This is a genomic window from Photorhabdus sp. RM323S, assembly GCF_042879375.1.
Classification (GTDB): domain Bacteria; phylum Pseudomonadota; class Gammaproteobacteria; order Enterobacterales; family Enterobacteriaceae; genus Photorhabdus; species Photorhabdus tasmaniensis.
The window spans coordinates 17739-35308 of record NZ_JBHFKZ010000006.1 but is presented as its reverse complement, the minus strand read 5'-3'; the positions used below and the strand labels follow the sequence as shown (position 1 = coordinate 35308).

General features: G+C 42.6%; 18 protein-coding genes and 1 other annotated feature. Of the genes, 10 read left to right on the top strand and 8 right to left on the bottom strand.

The genetic code is table 11. The features are described 5' to 3' along the window. The first annotated feature begins 13 nt into the window (after positions 1-13). Both prc and htpX read left to right on the top strand, forming a co-directional pair. On the top strand, positions 14-2065 hold the full coding sequence (gene prc / locus ACGF7G_RS04545) for a carboxy terminal-processing peptidase (protein WP_387463816.1): 2052 nt from the start codon (positions 14-16) through the stop codon (positions 2063-2065). Between the two features lie 342 nt (positions 2066-2407). Further along, positions 2408-3295, top strand: coding sequence for a protease HtpX (gene htpX, locus ACGF7G_RS04540; RefSeq protein ID WP_046975986.1), 888 nt, complete (start codon positions 2408-2410; stop codon positions 3293-3295). Between the two features lie 72 nt (positions 3296-3367). On the opposite strand, the gene ACGF7G_RS04535 is transcribed toward htpX, so the two are convergent. The 3 genes from ACGF7G_RS04535 to hxpB form a co-directional block, all read right to left on the bottom strand. After that, positions 3368-4759: an L-cystine transporter gene (locus tag ACGF7G_RS04535; RefSeq protein ID WP_387463815.1), complete on the bottom strand. Its 1392-nt coding sequence runs from the start codon at positions 4757-4759 to the stop codon at positions 3368-3370. Between the two features lie 207 nt (positions 4760-4966). Beyond that, on the bottom strand, positions 4967-5515 hold the full coding sequence (locus ACGF7G_RS04530) for a metal-dependent hydrolase (protein ID WP_387463813.1): 549 nt from the start codon (positions 5513-5515) through the stop codon (positions 4967-4969). A gap of 222 nt (positions 5516-5737) precedes the next feature. Continuing rightward, positions 5738-6403 (bottom strand): hexitol phosphatase HxpB, encoded by a 666-nt coding sequence (gene hxpB, locus ACGF7G_RS04525; protein ID WP_387463811.1) that lies wholly within the window; start codon positions 6401-6403, stop codon positions 5738-5740. A 184-nt stretch (positions 6404-6587) separates the two neighbouring features. Between hxpB and ACGF7G_RS04520 the strand changes: the two genes are divergently transcribed. Further along, positions 6588-7130 (top strand): YniB family protein, encoded by a 543-nt coding sequence (locus ACGF7G_RS04520; RefSeq protein ID WP_133812772.1) that lies wholly within the window; start codon positions 6588-6590, stop codon positions 7128-7130. Between the two features lie 54 nt (positions 7131-7184). On the opposite strand, the gene ACGF7G_RS04515 is transcribed toward ACGF7G_RS04520, so the two are convergent. From ACGF7G_RS04515 to ACGF7G_RS04495, 5 genes are all read right to left on the bottom strand, one after another. Beyond that, the gene (locus ACGF7G_RS04515) at positions 7185-8042 is read right to left on the bottom strand and encodes a fructosamine kinase family protein (RefSeq protein ID WP_387463809.1); all 858 of its coding nucleotides are present in this window, start codon (positions 8040-8042) and stop codon (positions 7185-7187) included. A gap of 122 nt (positions 8043-8164) precedes the next feature. Beyond that, on the bottom strand, positions 8165-9049 hold the full coding sequence (locus ACGF7G_RS04510; RefSeq protein WP_387463807.1) for a metal ABC transporter permease: 885 nt from the start codon (positions 9047-9049) through the stop codon (positions 8165-8167). After that, positions 9046-9921 (bottom strand): metal ABC transporter permease, encoded by an 876-nt coding sequence (locus ACGF7G_RS04505; protein ID WP_387463805.1) that lies wholly within the window; start codon positions 9919-9921, stop codon positions 9046-9048. Before ACGF7G_RS04505 ends, ACGF7G_RS04510 begins: the two co-directional genes overlap by 4 nt. Further along, positions 9918-10814, bottom strand: a complete 897-nt coding sequence (locus ACGF7G_RS04500) for a manganese/iron ABC transporter ATP-binding protein (protein ID WP_133812776.1) — start codon at positions 10812-10814, stop codon at positions 9918-9920. The genes ACGF7G_RS04505 and ACGF7G_RS04500 overlap by 4 nt, the downstream gene beginning before the upstream one ends. Continuing rightward, a complete protein-coding gene (locus ACGF7G_RS04495) occupies positions 10811-11725 on the bottom strand; it encodes a metal ABC transporter substrate-binding protein (protein ID WP_133812777.1) in 915 nt (304 codons plus the stop codon). Before ACGF7G_RS04495 ends, ACGF7G_RS04500 begins: the two co-directional genes overlap by 4 nt. A gap of 221 nt (positions 11726-11946) precedes the next feature. Between ACGF7G_RS04495 and ACGF7G_RS04490 the strand changes: the two genes are divergently transcribed. The 7 genes from ACGF7G_RS04490 to pheS all read left to right on the top strand — a co-directional run bounded on the left by ACGF7G_RS04490 (position 11947) and on the right by pheS (position 17561). Beyond that, entirely contained in the window at positions 11947-12618 is a 672-nt protein-coding gene (locus tag ACGF7G_RS04490; protein WP_387463804.1) for a transglycosylase SLT domain-containing protein, read from the top strand. A 481-nt stretch (positions 12619-13099) separates the two neighbouring features. After that, the gene (thrS, locus tag ACGF7G_RS04485; protein WP_387463802.1) at positions 13100-15028 is read left to right on the top strand and encodes a threonine--tRNA ligase; all 1929 of its coding nucleotides are present in this window, start codon (positions 13100-13102) and stop codon (positions 15026-15028) included. A 3-nt stretch (positions 15029-15031) separates the two neighbouring features. Next, positions 15032-15571, top strand: a complete 540-nt coding sequence (gene infC / locus ACGF7G_RS04480) for a translation initiation factor IF-3 (RefSeq protein ID WP_133812780.1) — start codon at positions 15032-15034, stop codon at positions 15569-15571. 97 nt (positions 15572-15668) lie between these two features. Then, entirely contained in the window at positions 15669-15866 is a 198-nt protein-coding gene (rpmI, locus tag ACGF7G_RS04475; RefSeq protein WP_006118955.1) for a 50S ribosomal protein L35, read from the top strand. A gap of 41 nt (positions 15867-15907) precedes the next feature. Then, positions 15908-16264, top strand: a complete 357-nt coding sequence (gene rplT / locus ACGF7G_RS04470; protein WP_021323015.1) for a 50S ribosomal protein L20 — start codon at positions 15908-15910, stop codon at positions 16262-16264. 103 nt (positions 16265-16367) lie between these two features. Continuing rightward, positions 16368-16492, top strand: a sequence feature (Phe leader region). Next, positions 16374-16418, top strand: a complete 45-nt coding sequence (gene pheM, locus ACGF7G_RS04465) for a pheST operon leader peptide PheM (RefSeq protein ID WP_133814189.1) — start codon at positions 16374-16376, stop codon at positions 16416-16418. (Overlaps the previous feature by 45 nt.) Before the next feature lie 85 nt (positions 16493-16577). Beyond that, positions 16578-17561: a phenylalanine--tRNA ligase subunit alpha gene (gene pheS / locus ACGF7G_RS04460; protein WP_387463800.1), complete on the top strand. Its 984-nt coding sequence runs from the start codon at positions 16578-16580 to the stop codon at positions 17559-17561. Positions 17562-17570: the final 9 nt, after the last annotated feature.

Sequence of the window (17570 nt, the reverse complement as noted above, 5' to 3'; positions counted from 1 at the left end):
GGCCAACCAGGGCATGAACATATTCGTCAGACTGGCTTTTGTCTTAGGCGTTTCAATTTTTGGTACTTGTTATGCAGATACAAACAGTCCAACGGCTGTTCCTGTTGGTATTGAACAACTGCCTGTATTGAAGCAAGAGCCTCAGCATTCAACAGTGAGCGAGCGGGTAACATCCCGCTTCATTCGCTCTCATTATCGTCAATTTAATTTAAATGGTGATTTTTCAGCAAAAATATTTGACCGCTACCTTAATATACTGGATTACAGCCATAACGTATTACTGGCGTCAGATATAGCTCAATATGCTGATAGGAAAAAATTGTTAGGCAAGGAATTGGAAAACGGGAATCTGGAAATCCCGTATGATCTGTTTAATTTGTTGCAAAAACGTCGCTTTGAGCGATATCAGTACGCGTTATCTCGTCTTGAACAGCCAATGAATTTTGATGGTAACGATACAATGGATGTTGATCGTTCCAAAGCGCCTTGGCCGCAGAATATCGAAGAGTTAAATAAACTTTGGGATACTAAAGTCAAATATGATTGGCTCAATCTCAAACTCACCGGTAAAGACGATAAAGAAATTAAACAAGTGCTGACCAAGCGCTATCAGTCTGCGTTAAAACGCCTGACACAAAGTCAGAGTGAAGATGTTTTCCAATTGATTATGGCGGCGTTTGCTCGTGAAATCGATCCTCATACCAATTATCTTTCACCACGCAATACTGAACAGTTTAACTCAGAGATGAGTCTTTCCCTGGAAGGAATTGGTGCTGTTTTACAGATAGATGATGATTATACCGTCATAAATTCGATGGTTGCCGGTGGACCTGCCGCCAAAAGCAAAGCGTTAAACGTGGGTGATAAAATTATCGGTGTCGCTCAGTCAGGGAAGTCCATGGTGGATATCATTGGCTGGCGTCTGGATGATGTGGTTGCACTGATTAAAGGCCCTAAAGGCAGTAAAGTACGGCTTGAGGTTATTTCTGATACCAAAGGGGCAAAACCACGTACTATCACGTTGACTCGTGAACAGATCCGTCTGGAAGATCGGGCTGTGAAGATGTCAGTCAAGACAATGGGTAAGGAAAAAGTGGGCGTTCTTGATATCCCAGGTTTTTACGTTGGCTTGACTGATAATGTTAAAACTCAATTGCAAAAACTGACTAAACAGCATGTCAGTGCTATTGTCATTGATCTGCGTGGTAATGGCGGTGGTGCACTGACAGAAGCGGTTTCTTTGTCTGGCCTGTTTCTCCCAAGTGGCCCGGTTGTGCAAGTCAGGGATAATAATGGGAAAATCCGTCAAGATTCTGATACTGATGAGGTGGTGTACTATAAAGGGCCTTTGGTTGTCTTGGTAGACCGTTTTAGTGCTTCTGCTTCTGAGATTTTTGCCGCAGCAATGCAGGATTATGGGCGGGCGCTGATTGTTGGTGAGCCAACGTTTGGTAAAGGTACGGTTCAGCAATATCGTTCTTTGAGTCGTATTTACGATCAAATGATGCGCCCTGATTGGCCGTCACTGGGTTCTGTTCAATATACAATTCAGAAATTTTATCGTGTGAATGGCGGTAGCACCCAACGTAAAGGTGTTACACCTGATATTGTGATGCCAACGGGGATTGATCCGGCAGAAACAGGGGAAAGTTTTGAAGATAATGCTTTACCTTGGGATAGCGTTCCTCCTGCCCGTTATACTGGATCTAAAGTTATTGCCGGGTTAGTTCCTCCGTTGAATGTAGCTCATAGTGCCCGCATCGCGGATGATCCAGAGTTCAAATATATCAATGAGGACATTGCACACTATAAGGCAATGAAAAAGCATAAAAATATGGTTTCTCTTAACTATGTACAAAGAGATAAAGAGAACAAGGAAGATGATGCTTTAAAACTGAACCGGATTAATGATCGCTTTAAACGAGAGGGTAAAAAGCTGTTAACTTCACTGGATGATTTACCTAAAGATTATCAGGGTCCGGATCCCTATCTTGATGAATCAGTGAAAATTGCACTTGATTTGGCTCACCAACCTGCTGAGAAAATGTTAGCTAAATCTAAGTAGAGTCATTTTTAAATAGCCCGTTAACGATGTCCAATACCGTTCACTTTAGATGTTTTGAGTGAACGCTGTATTGGGTTTTTAATCTCTGTATAAATGGTGCTTTTTGAGGTGTCTTCTCTTTTCAGGAGGATGAGTTGTTTCACATTTTCTCTTTGTTACCGGGTATCGGAGTATTTTGCTTAACCAATTGGTGTTAGGCTGATACCGGTTTTTTTATAATTTTGTAAAGTTGTGTTGATTTTATCGCTTGAGGAGTTAAAAGCCTTGAATATAGCAAGAACAGCCTTATTTATAGATTAACTCTGAAAGTGCATTGATTATTAATAAAGGAAGCCGGTTTTTATGATGCGAATTGCTTTGTTCCTCCTCACTAACCTCGCTGTTATGTTGGTGTTTGGGATAATACTTTCTCTGACAGGAATTCAGGGAAGTAGCGTACAAGGTTTAATGATTATGGCTGGCCTGTTCGGTTTCGGTGGGTCGTTTATTTCCTTGCTGATGTCCAAATGGATGGCCTTGCGTTCTGTTGGTGGTCAGGTCATCGAACAGCCAGCAAATGAAGTCGAACATTGGTTAGTTGAAACTGTTCGCCGTCAGGCGGAGCAGGTCAATATTACGATGCCACAGGTTGCGATTTATGCTGCACCTGACATTAATGCCTTCGCTACCGGCGCTCGTCGTAATGCTTCTCTGGTCGCTGTTAGTACTGGCCTGTTGGATAATATGAGCAGGGCAGAAGCGGAAGCCGTTATTGCCCATGAGATTAGCCATATCGCTAATGGTGATATGGTGACGATGACTTTGCTGCAAGGGATAGTCAATACTTTCGTTATCTTCATTTCCCGTCTGTTGGCTCAGGTTGTATCAGGTTTTCTGTCTGGCAATAATAATGAAGAAGAGGGTAACTCTTCTGGTAACCCGATCGTTTACATGGTTGTTTCAATGGTGCTGGAAATCGTATTCGGTATTCTGGCAAGTATTATCACCATGTGGTTCTCCCGTTACCGCGAATTCCATGCAGATGCAGGTTCTGCTAAGTTGGTAGGCCGTGAGAAGATGATTGCTGCTTTACAGCGTCTTAAAACCAGTTATGAACCGCAGGAAGAAGGCAGTATGATGGCATTCTGTATTAATGGTAAATCCAAGACGTTCAGTGAGCTGTTTCTGTCTCACCCACCATTAGACAAACGTATTGAAGCTCTGCGTAGTGGGCAATACCTGAATAAATAATATTGTGAATAAAATAAAAAAGCCAAAGAATGATGTATTCTTCGGCTTTTTTTATGATTTTTGAAATTCAAATCATAGCTGGTTTAATTCAATTTCTTCTTCCTGATTGAAGATAGTTTTATCAGTTTGTCCCATTAACTGGCTGGTAATTGTACCGGCGGTCATTGAACCACTCACATTCAGCGCGGTACGGCCCATATCAATAAGAGGCTCAACAGAAATCAGCAGGGCAATTAGCGTTACAGGTAATCCCATTGCGGGTAAGACAATCAGTGCGGCAAATGTGGCACCGCCGCCCACACCAGCGACACCGGCGGAGCTGATAGTCACAATACCAACCAGTGTTGCAATCCATACAGGATCAAATGGGTTTATGCCTACTGTCGGCGCAACCATGACTGCCAACATGGCCGGATAAATCCCGGCACAACCATTCTGACCAATTGTTGCGCCGAAAGATGCTGAGAAACTGGCGATAGATTCCGGTACACCGATACGGAGTGTCTGGGTTTCAACGTTCAGTGGGATACTGGCTGCACTTGAACGGCTAGTGAATGCAAAGGTCAATACCGGCCAGATTTTTTTGAAAAATTTAAGTGGATTGATACCGGTGAGAGAGAGCAGAAACCCGTGAGCAACAAATACCAACGCCAGTGCGACGTAGGATGCGATAACAAAGCTGCCCAGTTTCACAATTTCGTGGATATTGGAGTTGGCAACGACTTTGGTCATTAGAGCCATAACACCATATGGCGTCAGGCGCATAACCAGGCGAACCAGTTTCATTGCCCATGCTTGCATAATATCGATAGCAGCTAGTGCACGTTCACCACGTTCGCGGTCATCTTTCAGCATTTGCAGTGCGGCAACCCCCAGGAAGGTTGCAAAAATAACAACGCTGATAACAGACGTTGGATTAGCACCGGCTAAATCGGCAAATGGGTTTTTAGGAATAAAAGATAAAATTAACTGTGGCACAGACAAATCAGAGATTTTGCCGATGTAGTTATTTTCGATAGCCGACAGACGTGCTGTTTCTTGAGTTCCCTGCACCAGACCTTCAGCCGTCAGACCGAATAGGTTAGTAATAATGATACCGATCAGCGCTGCGATCATCGTAGTGAACAGCAGGCTGCCAATGGTCAGAAAACTGATTTTTCCCAGAGAAGATGCTTTATGCAATCTGGCAACAGCGCTTAGAATAGACGCAAATACCAGCGGCATAATCACCATTTGCAGAAGTTGTACATAGCCGTTACCTACAATATTGAACCATGAGATTGATTCTTTCAGTATGGTATTATCAGCTCCATAAGTCAGTTGTAGCGCCAGACCAAAAATAACGCCAATGGCAAGGCCGAAAAGAACCTTTTTTGACAGACTCCATTGGTGTGAGCTGGCTTTTGACAATAGTAAAAGCAGTGCTGCGAAAACGAGCACATTTAGAATTAATGGTAAGTTCATCCACAAACTCCAGATTTTAATTATTGAGGGAGTTAAGCTGTATTAATCGAGTTAAGTTATAAACTTATACCCTACAGCAAGTAATTGAGAGTATGGTACCAGCTAAGGTTATCGGCTCTTATAATTAAATCGAATTTGATATAATCATCATGGCAATTAAGATTGATTTTTATGCGATTATAACACTTGAAATATTTTCAAAGGTTATTAAAAGTACAGTTTTTTGATGTAATCTATGTAAATAAGTATAGAGTATTCAATATGTTCTGGCAGAAAAACGGCAATGACAATCAGCAAGGCAGAAATAAATCTTTCTGCTTTCTTGTTTCCTTGTTTGCCAAGTACAGGCAGGCGGAAACGTGTCTTTATTGGCCATAATAACGGCACACCAGCAGGAGTCAGCATATCTGCTACCAGATGACTTAGATAACCAATAATCATGGCATGGAAAAAATCGGTTGGTATAGGCCACTCTTCTGGTATTTTGAGCCAAAGTAAAGCGATACCTAATGCAAGAGCAAGTAAACTGTGAGTAAATCCTCTGTGACCACAGAGTTTGGCAATTGGAATTGAGATAAATCTGAATAATCTACCCAAGGTTGAATTTGGGTGATCTATATCTGGTAACAATGCAGTAAGCAGCACGCCTGGTAGCATATGCAACCAGTCACCATTGGCTATTTCTGGTGTTATTTCAAGTTTGTGCGCCATAATAATACTGGCAACTGAAAATAAAAGATGCCCTTCTGCGGTCATAAATTCCTCTGACTGATAACTGTCTATCCATACAGTTGACGAAGTATAGTGGGTTTTATGTGGGTAAGATAGGGGGTGAAAAGCAAAATATCTTATTTATTAATATATAAAGCTAATATTTAATTAGATTTCCATTTGACAGAATAAGGAATAAACGCTAAGGCGGCTATGTGAGCAATTAGAAACTGCCATTTAAACAGATAATGGCAGCTAAAGTTATAGTCAGATGATATCTGTTACACTTAATTGTTCAAGTGAGCGTAGTTTAATATCTGCTAATGTCCAACGTAGATCATCAAAATGATGGACTGTTGGAACAACGATTGAACGCATTCTTGCTGCTTTTGTCGCTATCATTCCATTAAATGAATCTTCCAGAGTCACACAATTTGTGGGGGAAACACTCAGTTGTTCAGCAGCGAGCAAATAAACTTCGGGATGGGGTTTACTGTGGGGTAATTTGGCAGCAGAAACGACAGTATCAAAATAATGACTCAACTTGAACATCTCAAGTACTTGTTCCAACATATATTGTGGAGAAGCTGAGGCCAGCCCGATTTTTAATCCTTGTTCACGGCAAAGATTTAAAGCATATTCGGCACCTGGGAGCAGGGGACGGTTTTCTTTTACCTGTCTGATAACATGATCAATAATCCGCTGTTCCACTTCTGATTTTGATGCGCTTTGCCACGGAGAAGCTTGGTACCATAGCTCAACAACATGGTCAATACGCAACCCAAGAGTATCTGGTAGTGTCTTTGCCAAAGATAAATCCAGACCTAATTCACTGAATACTTCTTTTTCTCCTTGGGTCCAATATGGTTCAGAGTCAATCAGTAAACCGTCCATATCAAAAATGACTGCTTTTATTGGTAAATGAAAAGACATGAGTATCTCCCACTGGTCAGACAGTTAGCGAAAGCTGATTGTAGCAATCTCGGCAGATGAAATCTTCTTCTTGTCGGGAATGGGGTAAGAGATGCTTAGTTAATTAAATATAAAGTTAAATTTAATGATTGATGGGCTATGATTAGCCAAAAATAAAATCTATTTATTACTATGAGGAGTATCGATGACTTACCAAAAAGCCGGATATCTCGCTATTATTAAGCGAGTCTTAGGTTGGGTGATTTTTATTCCGGCACTTTTATCGACTATCGTTTCTGTGATCAATCTTGCCTGGCTACGTGGTATTAAAGGTGATGGCATCAATGCTGTTTTAGATGATTTTCTGAAAATGATGGCCGAAATGGTGCGTTTTAATACGCCATTTTTGGAATTTTTCTGGAAAAATTCACCAACTCCTGTTCGTTTGGCTGGCTTCACTGGGGAAAATATGAGCTTTCTGATTATTTATTTTCTTATTTTCGTCGGTCTTGCTATGAATGCATCAGGTCAGCGTATGTATAGACAAGTGAAATTTGTACGTGAAAATATTGAAGATCAGTTGATTCTTGAAAGAGTCAAAGATAATGGTGGCCTGACAAGAGAGCAGATTGAATCAAGAATCAAACTTCCGCACCATACATTGTTTAGTCAGATTTATATTTTATATGTTTCACCGGTAATTATCGGTGCAATTTTTTATTTTCTACTGGGAATTTTAGGCTGGTAAATCTTCTGATGGTGATGGCTGCGGAATGAAGCGTTTCCGCAGCCAATTATTTCTTCATTGCATAATGTCATCAATAATGTCTTGCGCCGCAATAAAATTATCACCACCAAACAGATTACAACGGTTAAGCAAATAATAGAGCTGATATATAGGTTGTCGATCAATAAAATTGGCAGGCAGTGGCCACACACTCTGATAACCATCAAAAATTTGCATTGGTAAATCAGGGTACAACGGTAGCATAGCAAAATCACACTCACGATCTCCCCAATAACATGCAGGATCGAAAGCAACAGCGTGATCATCCAGAGAAGCGCAATTAGCTGGCCAGAGATCGCCATGTAAGAGAGAGGGCTGTGGTTGGTGATGTTGAAGCTTGTTACTTACGACCCGAACAATATTATCAATATCACCAAATATCATGCCTTTTTCTGCTGCAATCTGTAATTGCCAACCAATTCGTTTCTCTGCATAAAACTGATGCCAACGTCGTTGCCAACCATTTGGTTGTGGTGTTGTTGCCAGCATATTGTCAAAATCAAAGCCGAATTGGGGTTGCTCACTCCACTGATGAAGTTTTGCCAATTGTTGACCGAAACAATAAGCATTGTGTGGGTTAAAAGATTTTAAAGGCAGAAATTCAAGTAACAGAAAACTGTAGTCTCGATCACAGCCAACACCATAAACCCCTGGGACACGAATAGTTTGACTGCGTGTCAGTAGTTCAAGTTGTTCAGATTCTGCTTTGAAGACAGGGAGCATTTCCTTCAGATTTGATTTGACAAAAACTTGCCGTTTGCCATGAGTGACTTGCCAGGCTTGATGAATATCGCCTCCAGTTAACGCAGTTTTATCGTGAATCTCGGCAGCACCGAAATATTCATTTAGCAAACGATTTACTGCCTGCCACATGGTTCACCTCTCTAAATCGTCAATCACTTTAATGAACAATTATAGTCAGAGAAAATATATGAGTCGGTAAAAAAGATGATTAACGGGGTTATATCTTAAAACAGATATAACCCTTTTTGTTATTAATTAGGTTCGTCGGAGACTTGGAGAGTAGCTTGATGGGTTTTATGTTTGAGTTTCGTTCTTGCCTGCTTTATCTGGTTGTAACTCAGTGCCAGTGTAAAGAAAATAGCCTGGACAATAACAATGCATGGCCCTGTTGCACCATCAATATGGAAACTAATCAGTGTACCAAGAACACAGGAACTGACCGACGCAACAGTAGCGACAATTAACATTCGGTCAAAACTGCGACATAGCATAAAAGCGATAATTCCCGGCGATATTAACATCGCAATAACCAGAATCATTCCCACAGCTTGCAGGGAGGCGACAATAGTCATTGCCAGTAAACAAAGCAAACCGTAGTGCAAAAACTTAACAGGTAACCCTACTACGCGCGCTTGGTTTGGATCAAAACAATAGAGCATGAAATCTTTACGTTTTAGCAGTACCACCGCCATGGTAATACCGGTAATCCATAATGTTTGATTCAATTCATCTTTAGTGATCCCCAGCATATTACCAAACAGAATATGAGTGAGATGTTGGTCGGTATCCATTCGGGCAAAAAGCACTAAACCAAGAGCAAACATGCCGGAAAAGACAATTCCCATCACAGTATCTTCTTTTATCCGGCTGTGTTCTTTCAGATACCCTGTTGCAAAAGCACAAAAAATACCAGAAAGGAACGCGCCAATAGCCAGAGGCACCCCGGCAGCGAAAGCCAGTACAATCCCCGGTAATACAGCGTGAGAGATTGCATCTCCCATTAACGACCACCCTTTAAGTACCAGGTAACAAGAGAGTATCGCACATACTGTGCCTGTCATAATCGCTGCGAATATTGCCCGTTGCATGAATGGAAACATAAACGGCTCAGTGATTAATTGAATCAACTGATTCATAGAAGTGTCTCCTTAGCCAATGCTGCGGATTCTTTTTTGGCACGTATACGGGAAGCAAGTAATCCGTGTTTTGGTGCGAAGAAGAACGCCAATAGGAAAATAACGGTTTGCAGCGTGACAATGACACCACCGGTGGCACCATTAAGGAAGAAACTTAAGTAAGCACCAAACGCACTGGTCAGGGAACCAATAGCCACTGCAATTATCAGTAAGTGTTTAAAACGGTCAGTCAGCAAATAGGCGGTTGCTCCTGGCGTCACTACCATTGCAATGACCAGAATAGCGCCGACAGTTTGTAAGGCAGCAACGGTACAGGCACTCAGTAAAGTAAAAAAAATGATTTTCATCCGTAAGGGCGATAAGCCAATAGAACGTGCATGGGTTTCGTCGAAGAACACAACCAGCAAATCTTTCCAAATAAGCATCAACACGATAAATGAAACCGCAATGATAATTTCAACCTGGAGAACATCTTCATCAGCGATACCGAGGATATTGCCGAGGATAATGGTTTGTACATTAACGGATGTGGGATTGAGAGAAACGATCAATAAGCCGGCAGCAAAGAAAGTAGAAAATATAAACCCGATCACCGCATCTTCACGTAAGCGAGTGATATGGCGAACCAGAGTCATTGATAGCGCTGCCAGCATGCCGGTAAAAAAAGCGCCACCGGCATAAGGAAGACCCAGTGCGTAAGCACCGGCGACACCAGGTACAACCGAGTGAGAGAGCGCATCTCCCATCAGTGACCAGCCTTTTAGCATCAGATAGGCAGAGAGAAAGGCACAAACGGCACCGACAATGGCACTGACCCAGATAGCTTTCACCATGTAGTTATAGTGAAAAGGTTGCAGCAAAAGTTCTATCATGGTTGATGTTTCTCCTTTTGCTGGGTTTGCCGCGGTGGAACATGGTTGTCTTGACCGTAAAACACCGCTGCACGTTCATCATCAGTAATAACCGTCAGGGAACGTGGATCATCATCATTATGTAACTCCGGCCCGGATAAATTAATGTGACGAAGTACTCCACCAAAAGTCATCTCTAAATTCTTCTGGGTGAACGTTGTTGCTGTCGGACCACTTGCCAGAACAGTTCGGTTGATCAGGATAACGTGGTCACAGAATTCGGGCACACTGCCAAGGTTGTGTGTTGAGACTAAAACCAGATGACCCTCATCACGTAAGTCACACAGCAGGTCAATGATGGCATTTTCTGTTTTTACATCAACACCGGTAAAAGGTTCATCCAGTAACAGAACTTTTCCTTCCTGAGCCAGCGCTCTTGCAAGAAAAACCCGTTTTTTCTGCCCACCAGAGAGCTCTCCAATTTGCCGGTTGCGCAGAGCGGTTAAGCCAACACGTTCAAGTGCTTCATCAACAGCCTGGAGATCCTTTTTGCCTGGGATTCTCAAAAACCCCATTTTGCCGTAGCGGCCCATCATAACGACATCGGAAACCAGTACCGGAAAGTTCCAGTCTACTTCTTCTGTTTGAGGTACATAGGCGATGATATTTTTCTTTAACGCACTTTTGACAGGCATATCGCTCAGGGTAACTTTCCCTTGAGATGGGTTTACCAGCCCCATAATGGTCTTAAACAGTGTGGACTTACCACTGCCATTAATACCAACCAATGCACAGATAGTACCGCCGGTGATAGAAAAACTGGCGTCATAAATAGCCGTGTGGCCGTTGTTATAAGTCACAGTGGCGTCATCAACCACTAAATGAGGACGTTCAAACAGCATATTGCTATTCATTGATTAAATCCTTTTGCGATGGTATCTACCGTTTTGTTCAATAAATCAATATAAGTGGGTACTGGCCCGTCACTGCCGGAGAGTGAATCCACATAAAGAACGCCACCATAGCGGGCATCGGTTTCTTTACTGACTTGTTTGGCTGGTTTATCGGAAATGGTACTTTCGCTGAACACCACCGGGATCTTATTGGCTCTTACCGTATCAATCACATAACGAACTTGTTGTGGTGAACCTTGCTCTTCCGCATTGATTGGCCACAGATAAACTTCCTTAAATTGATAATCTTTAGCCAGATAGCTAAAAGCCCCTTCACTGGTGACTAACCAACGTTGATCCTGTGGAATACGGGAAAGACGCTCTCGCAGTGGTGAATCCAGTTGGGCGATTTTTTCAGCATAGGCTTTAGCATTCCTATTATAAATTTCTGTATTTTCAGGATCATACTTCACCAATGCTTTGCGGATATTTTCAACATAAACCAAAGCGTTGGTGGGTGACATCCAGGCGTGCGGGTTAGGGTTTCCATTGTAAGGCCCTTCACGAATAGGTAGTGGCACAATGCCTTCAGTAATGACAACGGCGGGCACATCTTTGAGGTTTTCAAAGAAACGTTCGAACCAGCGTTCCAGATTCAATCCATTCCAAAGGATCAAATCAGCATGTTGAGATTTTATAATATCTTTGGGAGTAGGCTGATAATCATGGATTTCAGCGCCCGGCTTAGTAATTGATTCAACAATTGCAGCATCACCTGCTACATTTTGTGCTATATCCTGAATGATAGTAAACGTGGTGACGACTTTGAATTTTTTGGCGGCGGATACCTGCTGGCTAAATAAGATTATGGATAAGAGAATCAATACGATTCCAGGTATGGGGTAAGGAAGCAGAGAGAGTTTCTTTTTCATGAATTCAAACCTTTACTTGTTATAAATATGCATATGATAACGATTATCAATATCATCTAAGTAAAGTCAAGATTATAAAATTTGGAAACAGAGATTATTGCAATAGTCATTACATATGATATGAACATGAATAGAGTTAAAAGTTAAGTAAAATATTTTTGGGTTGTGAACGAAATTGTATATGCTGCGCTATAGTAGATTTGATCCAGAGGATTAAAAGGGTGAAATTAAGACTCAGCTTTGTGGCACTGATTGTGCTATTAGTCGGTTGTGCTGGAAGAAATGCCCCGCAAACCAATATCGGAAAACAGCCAGGTCAGCAACGTATGCTCAGTAATAGCTCTGCTAATGTAGTTGGGTTTTCTTCTTTCCCACCGACACTTTTTGATACATTTATTCAACAGGCATCCAATCGGTACGGTGTTGATGAAACGCTTATCAGGGCGATTATTCAAGTTGAATCAGGTTTTCGCCCCGATGCCGTTAGTAAATCGAATGCAATTGGCCTTATGCAAATTAAAGCATCAACAGCCGGGCGGGATGTGTATCGACAGAAGGGGCGTTCTGGTCAGCCGACAACTCGTGAGTTGAAAGATCCTAAAACTAATATTGATCTTGGTACTGCTTATATTAGTCTTCTAAAAGAGCAGCATCTGGCGGGTATTGATAATCCGGAGACGCTCTACTATGCCACTATCGTTGCTTACGTCAATGGCGCAGGTGCGCTCTTGCGTACTTTTAGTGTTGACCGCCAGTTAGCCGTTAATAAAATAAACCGTATGACACCGGATGAGTTTTATCAGCATGTCAAGGATAATCATCCGGCACCTCAGGCTCCACGTTATTTGTGGAAAGTGAAGAATGCTTACCGTTCATTGACCATGGCAGATTAAAGAGCTGACAATAATGGCTATTCCATTTCTAATGAGTTTTTCTGAAATATATATTTGATTATGATTATATTCAGTTAGAACTGGGAACCGCCATTACTGTTTACGCCTGTTTCCTATAAGATTTTTTCAAGACTTGCATTGATTTCAATATCAAGCTGGCGATATCTATTCCGCTTTGTAATAGGAGCAGAAATCGTGCTTTTTCGTTGTTGCTATGATGGTGTTATTGATGCAGTGGATTATTAAGGCTGTATGTCCTTTGATTTTGTGATTAAACATAGCCGTGACCTGAATGTTTGTTGGTGGTATATTTTCGCGATGTTTCGGTATCAAAGGCAGTCACTTTTTACATCGTGTACCAATCTTAGTACCAAACTTTAATGGATTGACTAGATAATAATTTGAATCGTTATTTTAGTTGAATATCGAACTCCTTCAAGTGACCTTTCGTGCGGGTCACCACTGTAGATAAGGATTTTAAATGCCTGTTATTACTCTTCCTGACGGTAGCCAACGTCAGTTTGATCGTGCCGTTTCTGTCATGGATGTTGCCTGTGATATTGGTCCGGGTTTAGCGAAAGCATGTATTGCTGGCCGCATAAATGGTGAATTGGTGGATGCCTGTGAATTAATCGATTCTGATGCAAGACTGGCGATTATGACCAGTAAAGATGAGAAAGGGCTGGAAATTATCCGCCATTCATGCGCACATCTGTTGGGCCATGCGATTAAGCAATTATGGCCAGATACTAAAATGGCTATCGGGCCGGTTATTGATAATGGTTTCTACTATGATGTCGATCTTGGCCGTGCCCTGACACAGGAAGATATTGAGCTACTTGAAAAACGCATGTTGGAGCTCGCCAAAAAAGACTATGACGTCATCAAGAAAAAAGTGAGTTGGCAAGAAGCTCGTGATACGTTCGTTGCCCGTGGTGAGGATTACAAAGTACAGATTTTGGATGACAACATTGGTCGTGATGATCGCCCTGGTTTCTATCATCATGAAGAATATGTTGACATGTGCCGTGGTCCACATGTGCCAAATATGCGTTTCTGTCATCATTTTAAATTGCAGAAAGTGGCAGGGGCATACTGGCGTGGGGACAGCAACAATAAAATGTTGCAACGGATATACGGTACTGCGTGGGCTGATAAGAAACAGCTCAACACTTATCTGCAACGTCTGGAAGAAGCCGCTAAACGTGACCATCGTAAAATTGGTAAACAGCTGGATCTGTACCACATGCAGGAAGAAGCGCCGGGTATGGCATTCTGGCATAACGATGGCTGGACTATTTTCCGTGAACTTGAAACTTTCGTGCGCACTAAACTGAAAGAATATCAATATCAGGAAGTTAAAGGCCCATTTATGATGGACCGTGTGATGTGGGAAAAAACAGGTCACTGGGAAAACTATGGTGAGCATATGTTTACCACTTCTTCAGAGAACCGTGAATATTGCGTTAAACCAATGAACTGTCCAGGGCACATTCAGATTTTTAACCAGGGTTTAAAATCTTATCGTGACTTGCCTTTGCGTATGGCTGAGTTCGGTAGCTGCCACCGTAATGAACCGTCAGGTGCATTACATGGCTTGATGCGTGTTCGCGGCTTTACTCAGGATGATGCTCATATCTTCTGTACAGAAGAGCAAATTCATCGGGAAGTCAGCAGCTGTATCAAGATGGTGTATGACGTTTACAGTACTTTTGGTTTTGAAAAAATCGTGGTTAAGCTGTCAACCCGTCCGGAAAAACGCATTGGTACTGAAGAACAATGGAGTCAGGCCGAAGAAGCTTTGGCTGCGGCGCTGCAAGAAAATGGTGTTCAGTTTGAGTATCAGCCAGGTGAAGGCGCTTTCTACGGACCAAAAATTGAATTTACTTTGCATGATTGTTTGGATCGTGCGTGGCAATGTGGTACTGTGCAGCTTGACTTTTCGCTACCGGGCCGTTTGAGTGCGTCCTATGTAGGTGAAAACAACGAACGTAAGGTTCCTGTAATGATTCACCGTGCGGTTCTGGGTTCACTGGAACGGTTTATCGGCATCCTGACTGAGGAATATGCGGGTTTCTTCCCGACATGGATTGCTCCGCAGCAGGTAGTTGTGATGAATATCACGGATAGCCAGGCTGATTATGTACAGGAATTAGCAAAAAAACTTCAAGATGCTGGCATTCGTGCAAAAGCAGACTTGAGAAACGAGAAGATTGGTTTTAAAATCCGTGAACACACTCTGCGTCGTGTTTCTTATATGCTTGTTTGTGGTGAAAAAGAGGTCGAATCAGGAAAAATTTCTGTTCGGACCCGCCGAGGTAAGGATTTAGGTAGCATTGATGTTAACGAGTTCATCGAAAAACTGCTGATAGAAATACGCAGTCGCAATCTTCATCAATTGGAGGAATAAAGTATTAAAGGCGGAAAAAGAATTCAAACGGCGCGTCCTAATCGCATTAATGGAGAGATTCGCGCTTCTGAAGTTCGTTTAACAGGTTTAGATGGCGAACAGATTGGCATCGTCAGTCTGAGAGAAGCTCTTGAAAAAGCTGAGGAAGCAGGCGTTGATTTAGTTGAAATCAGCCCGAATGCCGAGCCGCCAGTTTGCCGTATCATGGATTACGGCAAGTTCCTCTATGAGAAGAGTAAGTCAGTCAAAGAACAGAAGAAAAAACAAAAGGTTATTCAGGTTAAGGAAATTAAATTCCGTCCTGGTACAGATGAAGGCGACTATCAGGTCAAACTACGCAACCTGATTCGTTTTCTGGAAGATGGCGATAAAGCCAAAATCACCCTGCGTTTCCGTGGGCGTGAAATGGCGCACCAACAGATTGGTGTCGAAATGCTTAACCGCATTCGCAACGATCTGGATGAACTGGCAGTGGTTGAATCCTTCCCATCGAAGATTGAAGGCCGTCAGATGATAATGGTGCTCGCTCCTAAGAAGAAATAGTCGGGCAATCAAGTAATAAGCTCCAGTCGGCTCGTCTGGTTGGGGCTTATTCGCCTTACTGATTCGTTGTAATTAACAATGCGAAGTGGAAATTAAAATGCCAAAGATTAAAACAGTACGCGGTGCCGCTAAACGCTTTAAAAAAACCGCAAGTGGTGGTTTTAAGCGTAAGCACGCTAACCTTCGTCACATTCTGACTAAGAAATCAACCAAGCGTAAACGTCATTTACGTCCAAAAGGCATGGTCTCCAAAGGTGATCTGGGCCTGGTTGTTGCTTGTCTGCCATACGCATAAGCAATTTTTAGATTAGAACTCAGAGACGATAGGAGAAGTATATGGCTCGCGTAAAACGTGGTGTTGTCGCCCGTGCACGTCACAAGAAAATTTTAAAGCAAGCGAAAGGTTACTATGGTGCCCGTTCGCGCGTTTACCGTGTTGCCTTCCAGGCAGTAATCAAAGCAGGGCAGTACGCTTACCGTGACCGTCGTCAGCGTAAACGTCAGTTCCGTCAACTGTGGATTGCACGTATCAACGCTGCTGCACGTCAGAATGGTCTGTCCTACAGCCGTTTCATTGATGGCCTGAAAAAGGCTTCTGTTGAAATCGACCGTAAGATCCTAGCTGACATCGCTGTGTTTGACAAAGTGGCATTTGCTGCTTTAGTTGAAAAAGCGAAGAGCGCTCTGGCATAAGTTAGAGTAGTGAGAGGGGGAGCACGCTCCCTCTTTTGCTTTGTTTAAAAATGTGGCTTACTAGAGCGTCATTGTCAGAAAAAATATTTTTTCCGAGAGAACCAATATCATGCCTTTAGCTTTTTTTCGCTTCTTCTTTTACTTTAGCGCCTAAATTCAGGGGGCTTTGCGCGTAAGAAAAGAAACGAAAAGTAGCGCCTGAGCCTCCGTTGTGGAGGCTTTTTTGTTTTTATCACATAAAAACAGAAGCAGGTTTATAGAGTCATTAACGATCATTATTAGCAGGCCGTTAGGCCGAAGAAAGAGGAAAACGATGCCACATCTCGCTGAATTGGTTGCAAATGCAAAAGCAGCCATAGAAGATGCCCAGGATGTTGCTGCGTTGGATTTGGTGCGTGTTGAATACTTAGGCAAAAAAGGCCATTTAACTCTCCAAATGTCATCGCTGCGTGATCTGCCGGCCGAAGAACGTCCAGCCGCAGGGGCGGTTATTAATCAGGCGAAGCAGGAAGTCCAGGAAGTTTTGAATGCCTGTAAAGAAAAACTGGAGACGGCTCTTCTGAACTTCCGTTTAGCCGCAGAGAAGATTGATGTATCTTTGCCTGGTCGCCGTATGGAAAATGGTGGATTACACCCGGTTAACCGTACAATAGAGCGCATTGAAACTTTCTTTGGTGAATTAGGTTTTTCTGTAGAATCAGGCCCTGAAATTGAAGATGATTATCACAATTTCGATGCATTGAATATTCCTGCCCACCATCCTGCACGCGCTGATCATGATACTTTCTGGTTTGATGCCAAACGTCTGTTGCGTACTCAGACTTCAGGCGTTCAGGTCCGGACTATGCATAACCAACAGCCGCCAATCCGTGTCATTGCACCTGGCCGTGTATATCGTAATGACTACGACCAGACACATACGCCCATGTTCCATCAGGTGGAAGGTTTGATTATTGATCGTGGCATCAGTTTTACTAACCTGAAAGGGACATTGCACGATTTCCTGACTAATTTCTTTGAAGAAGACTTGCAGGTTCGTTTCCGTCCTTCTTACTTTCCATTTACAGAACCTTCGGCGGAAGTTGACGTAATGGGTAAAAACGGCAAATGGCTGGAAGTGTTGGGTTGCGGTATGGTTCATCCTAATGTGCTGAATAATGTTGGCCTTGATCCTGAAATTTATTCTGGTTTTGCTTTTGGCATGGGGGTGGAGCGCCTGACAATGTTACGTTACGGTGTAACTGACTTGCGTGCATTCTTCGAAAATGATTTGCGTTTTCTCAAACAGTTTAAATAAGGCGGGAAT

Bases quoted from the DNA above. Each gene is read 5' to 3' on its own strand.
- prc (WP_387463816.1), top strand. From the start codon at position 14: ATGAACATATTCGTCAGACTGGCTTTTGTCTTAGGCGTTTCAATTTTT.
- htpX (WP_046975986.1), top strand. From the start codon at position 2,408: ATGATGCGAATTGCTTTGTTCCTCCTCACTAACCTCGCTGTTATGTTG.
- ACGF7G_RS04535 (WP_387463815.1), bottom strand. From the start codon at position 4,759: ATGAACTTACCATTAATTCTAAATGTGCTCGTTTTCGCAGCACTGCTT.
- ACGF7G_RS04530 (WP_387463813.1), bottom strand. From the start codon at position 5,515: ATGACCGCAGAAGGGCATCTTTTATTTTCAGTTGCCAGTATTATTATG.
- hxpB (WP_387463811.1), bottom strand. From the start codon at position 6,403: ATGTCTTTTCATTTACCAATAAAAGCAGTCATTTTTGATATGGACGGT.
- ACGF7G_RS04520 (WP_133812772.1), top strand. From the start codon at position 6,588: ATGACTTACCAAAAAGCCGGATATCTCGCTATTATTAAGCGAGTCTTA.
- ACGF7G_RS04515 (WP_387463809.1), bottom strand. From the start codon at position 8,042: ATGTGGCAGGCAGTAAATCGTTTGCTAAATGAATATTTCGGTGCTGCC.
- ACGF7G_RS04510 (WP_387463807.1), bottom strand. From the start codon at position 9,049: ATGAATCAGTTGATTCAATTAATCACTGAGCCGTTTATGTTTCCATTC.
- ACGF7G_RS04505 (WP_387463805.1), bottom strand. From the start codon at position 9,921: ATGATAGAACTTTTGCTGCAACCTTTTCACTATAACTACATGGTGAAA.
- ACGF7G_RS04500 (WP_133812776.1), bottom strand. From the start codon at position 10,814: ATGAATAGCAATATGCTGTTTGAACGTCCTCATTTAGTGGTTGATGAC.
- ACGF7G_RS04495 (WP_133812777.1), bottom strand. From the start codon at position 11,725: ATGAAAAAGAAACTCTCTCTGCTTCCTTACCCCATACCTGGAATCGTA.
- thrS (WP_387463802.1), top strand. From the start codon at position 13,100: ATGCCTGTTATTACTCTTCCTGACGGTAGCCAACGTCAGTTTGATCGT.
- rpmI (WP_006118955.1), top strand. From the start codon at position 15,669: ATGCCAAAGATTAAAACAGTACGCGGTGCCGCTAAACGCTTTAAAAAA.
- rplT (WP_021323015.1), top strand. From the start codon at position 15,908: ATGGCTCGCGTAAAACGTGGTGTTGTCGCCCGTGCACGTCACAAGAAA.
- pheS (WP_387463800.1), top strand. From the start codon at position 16,578: ATGCCACATCTCGCTGAATTGGTTGCAAATGCAAAAGCAGCCATAGAA.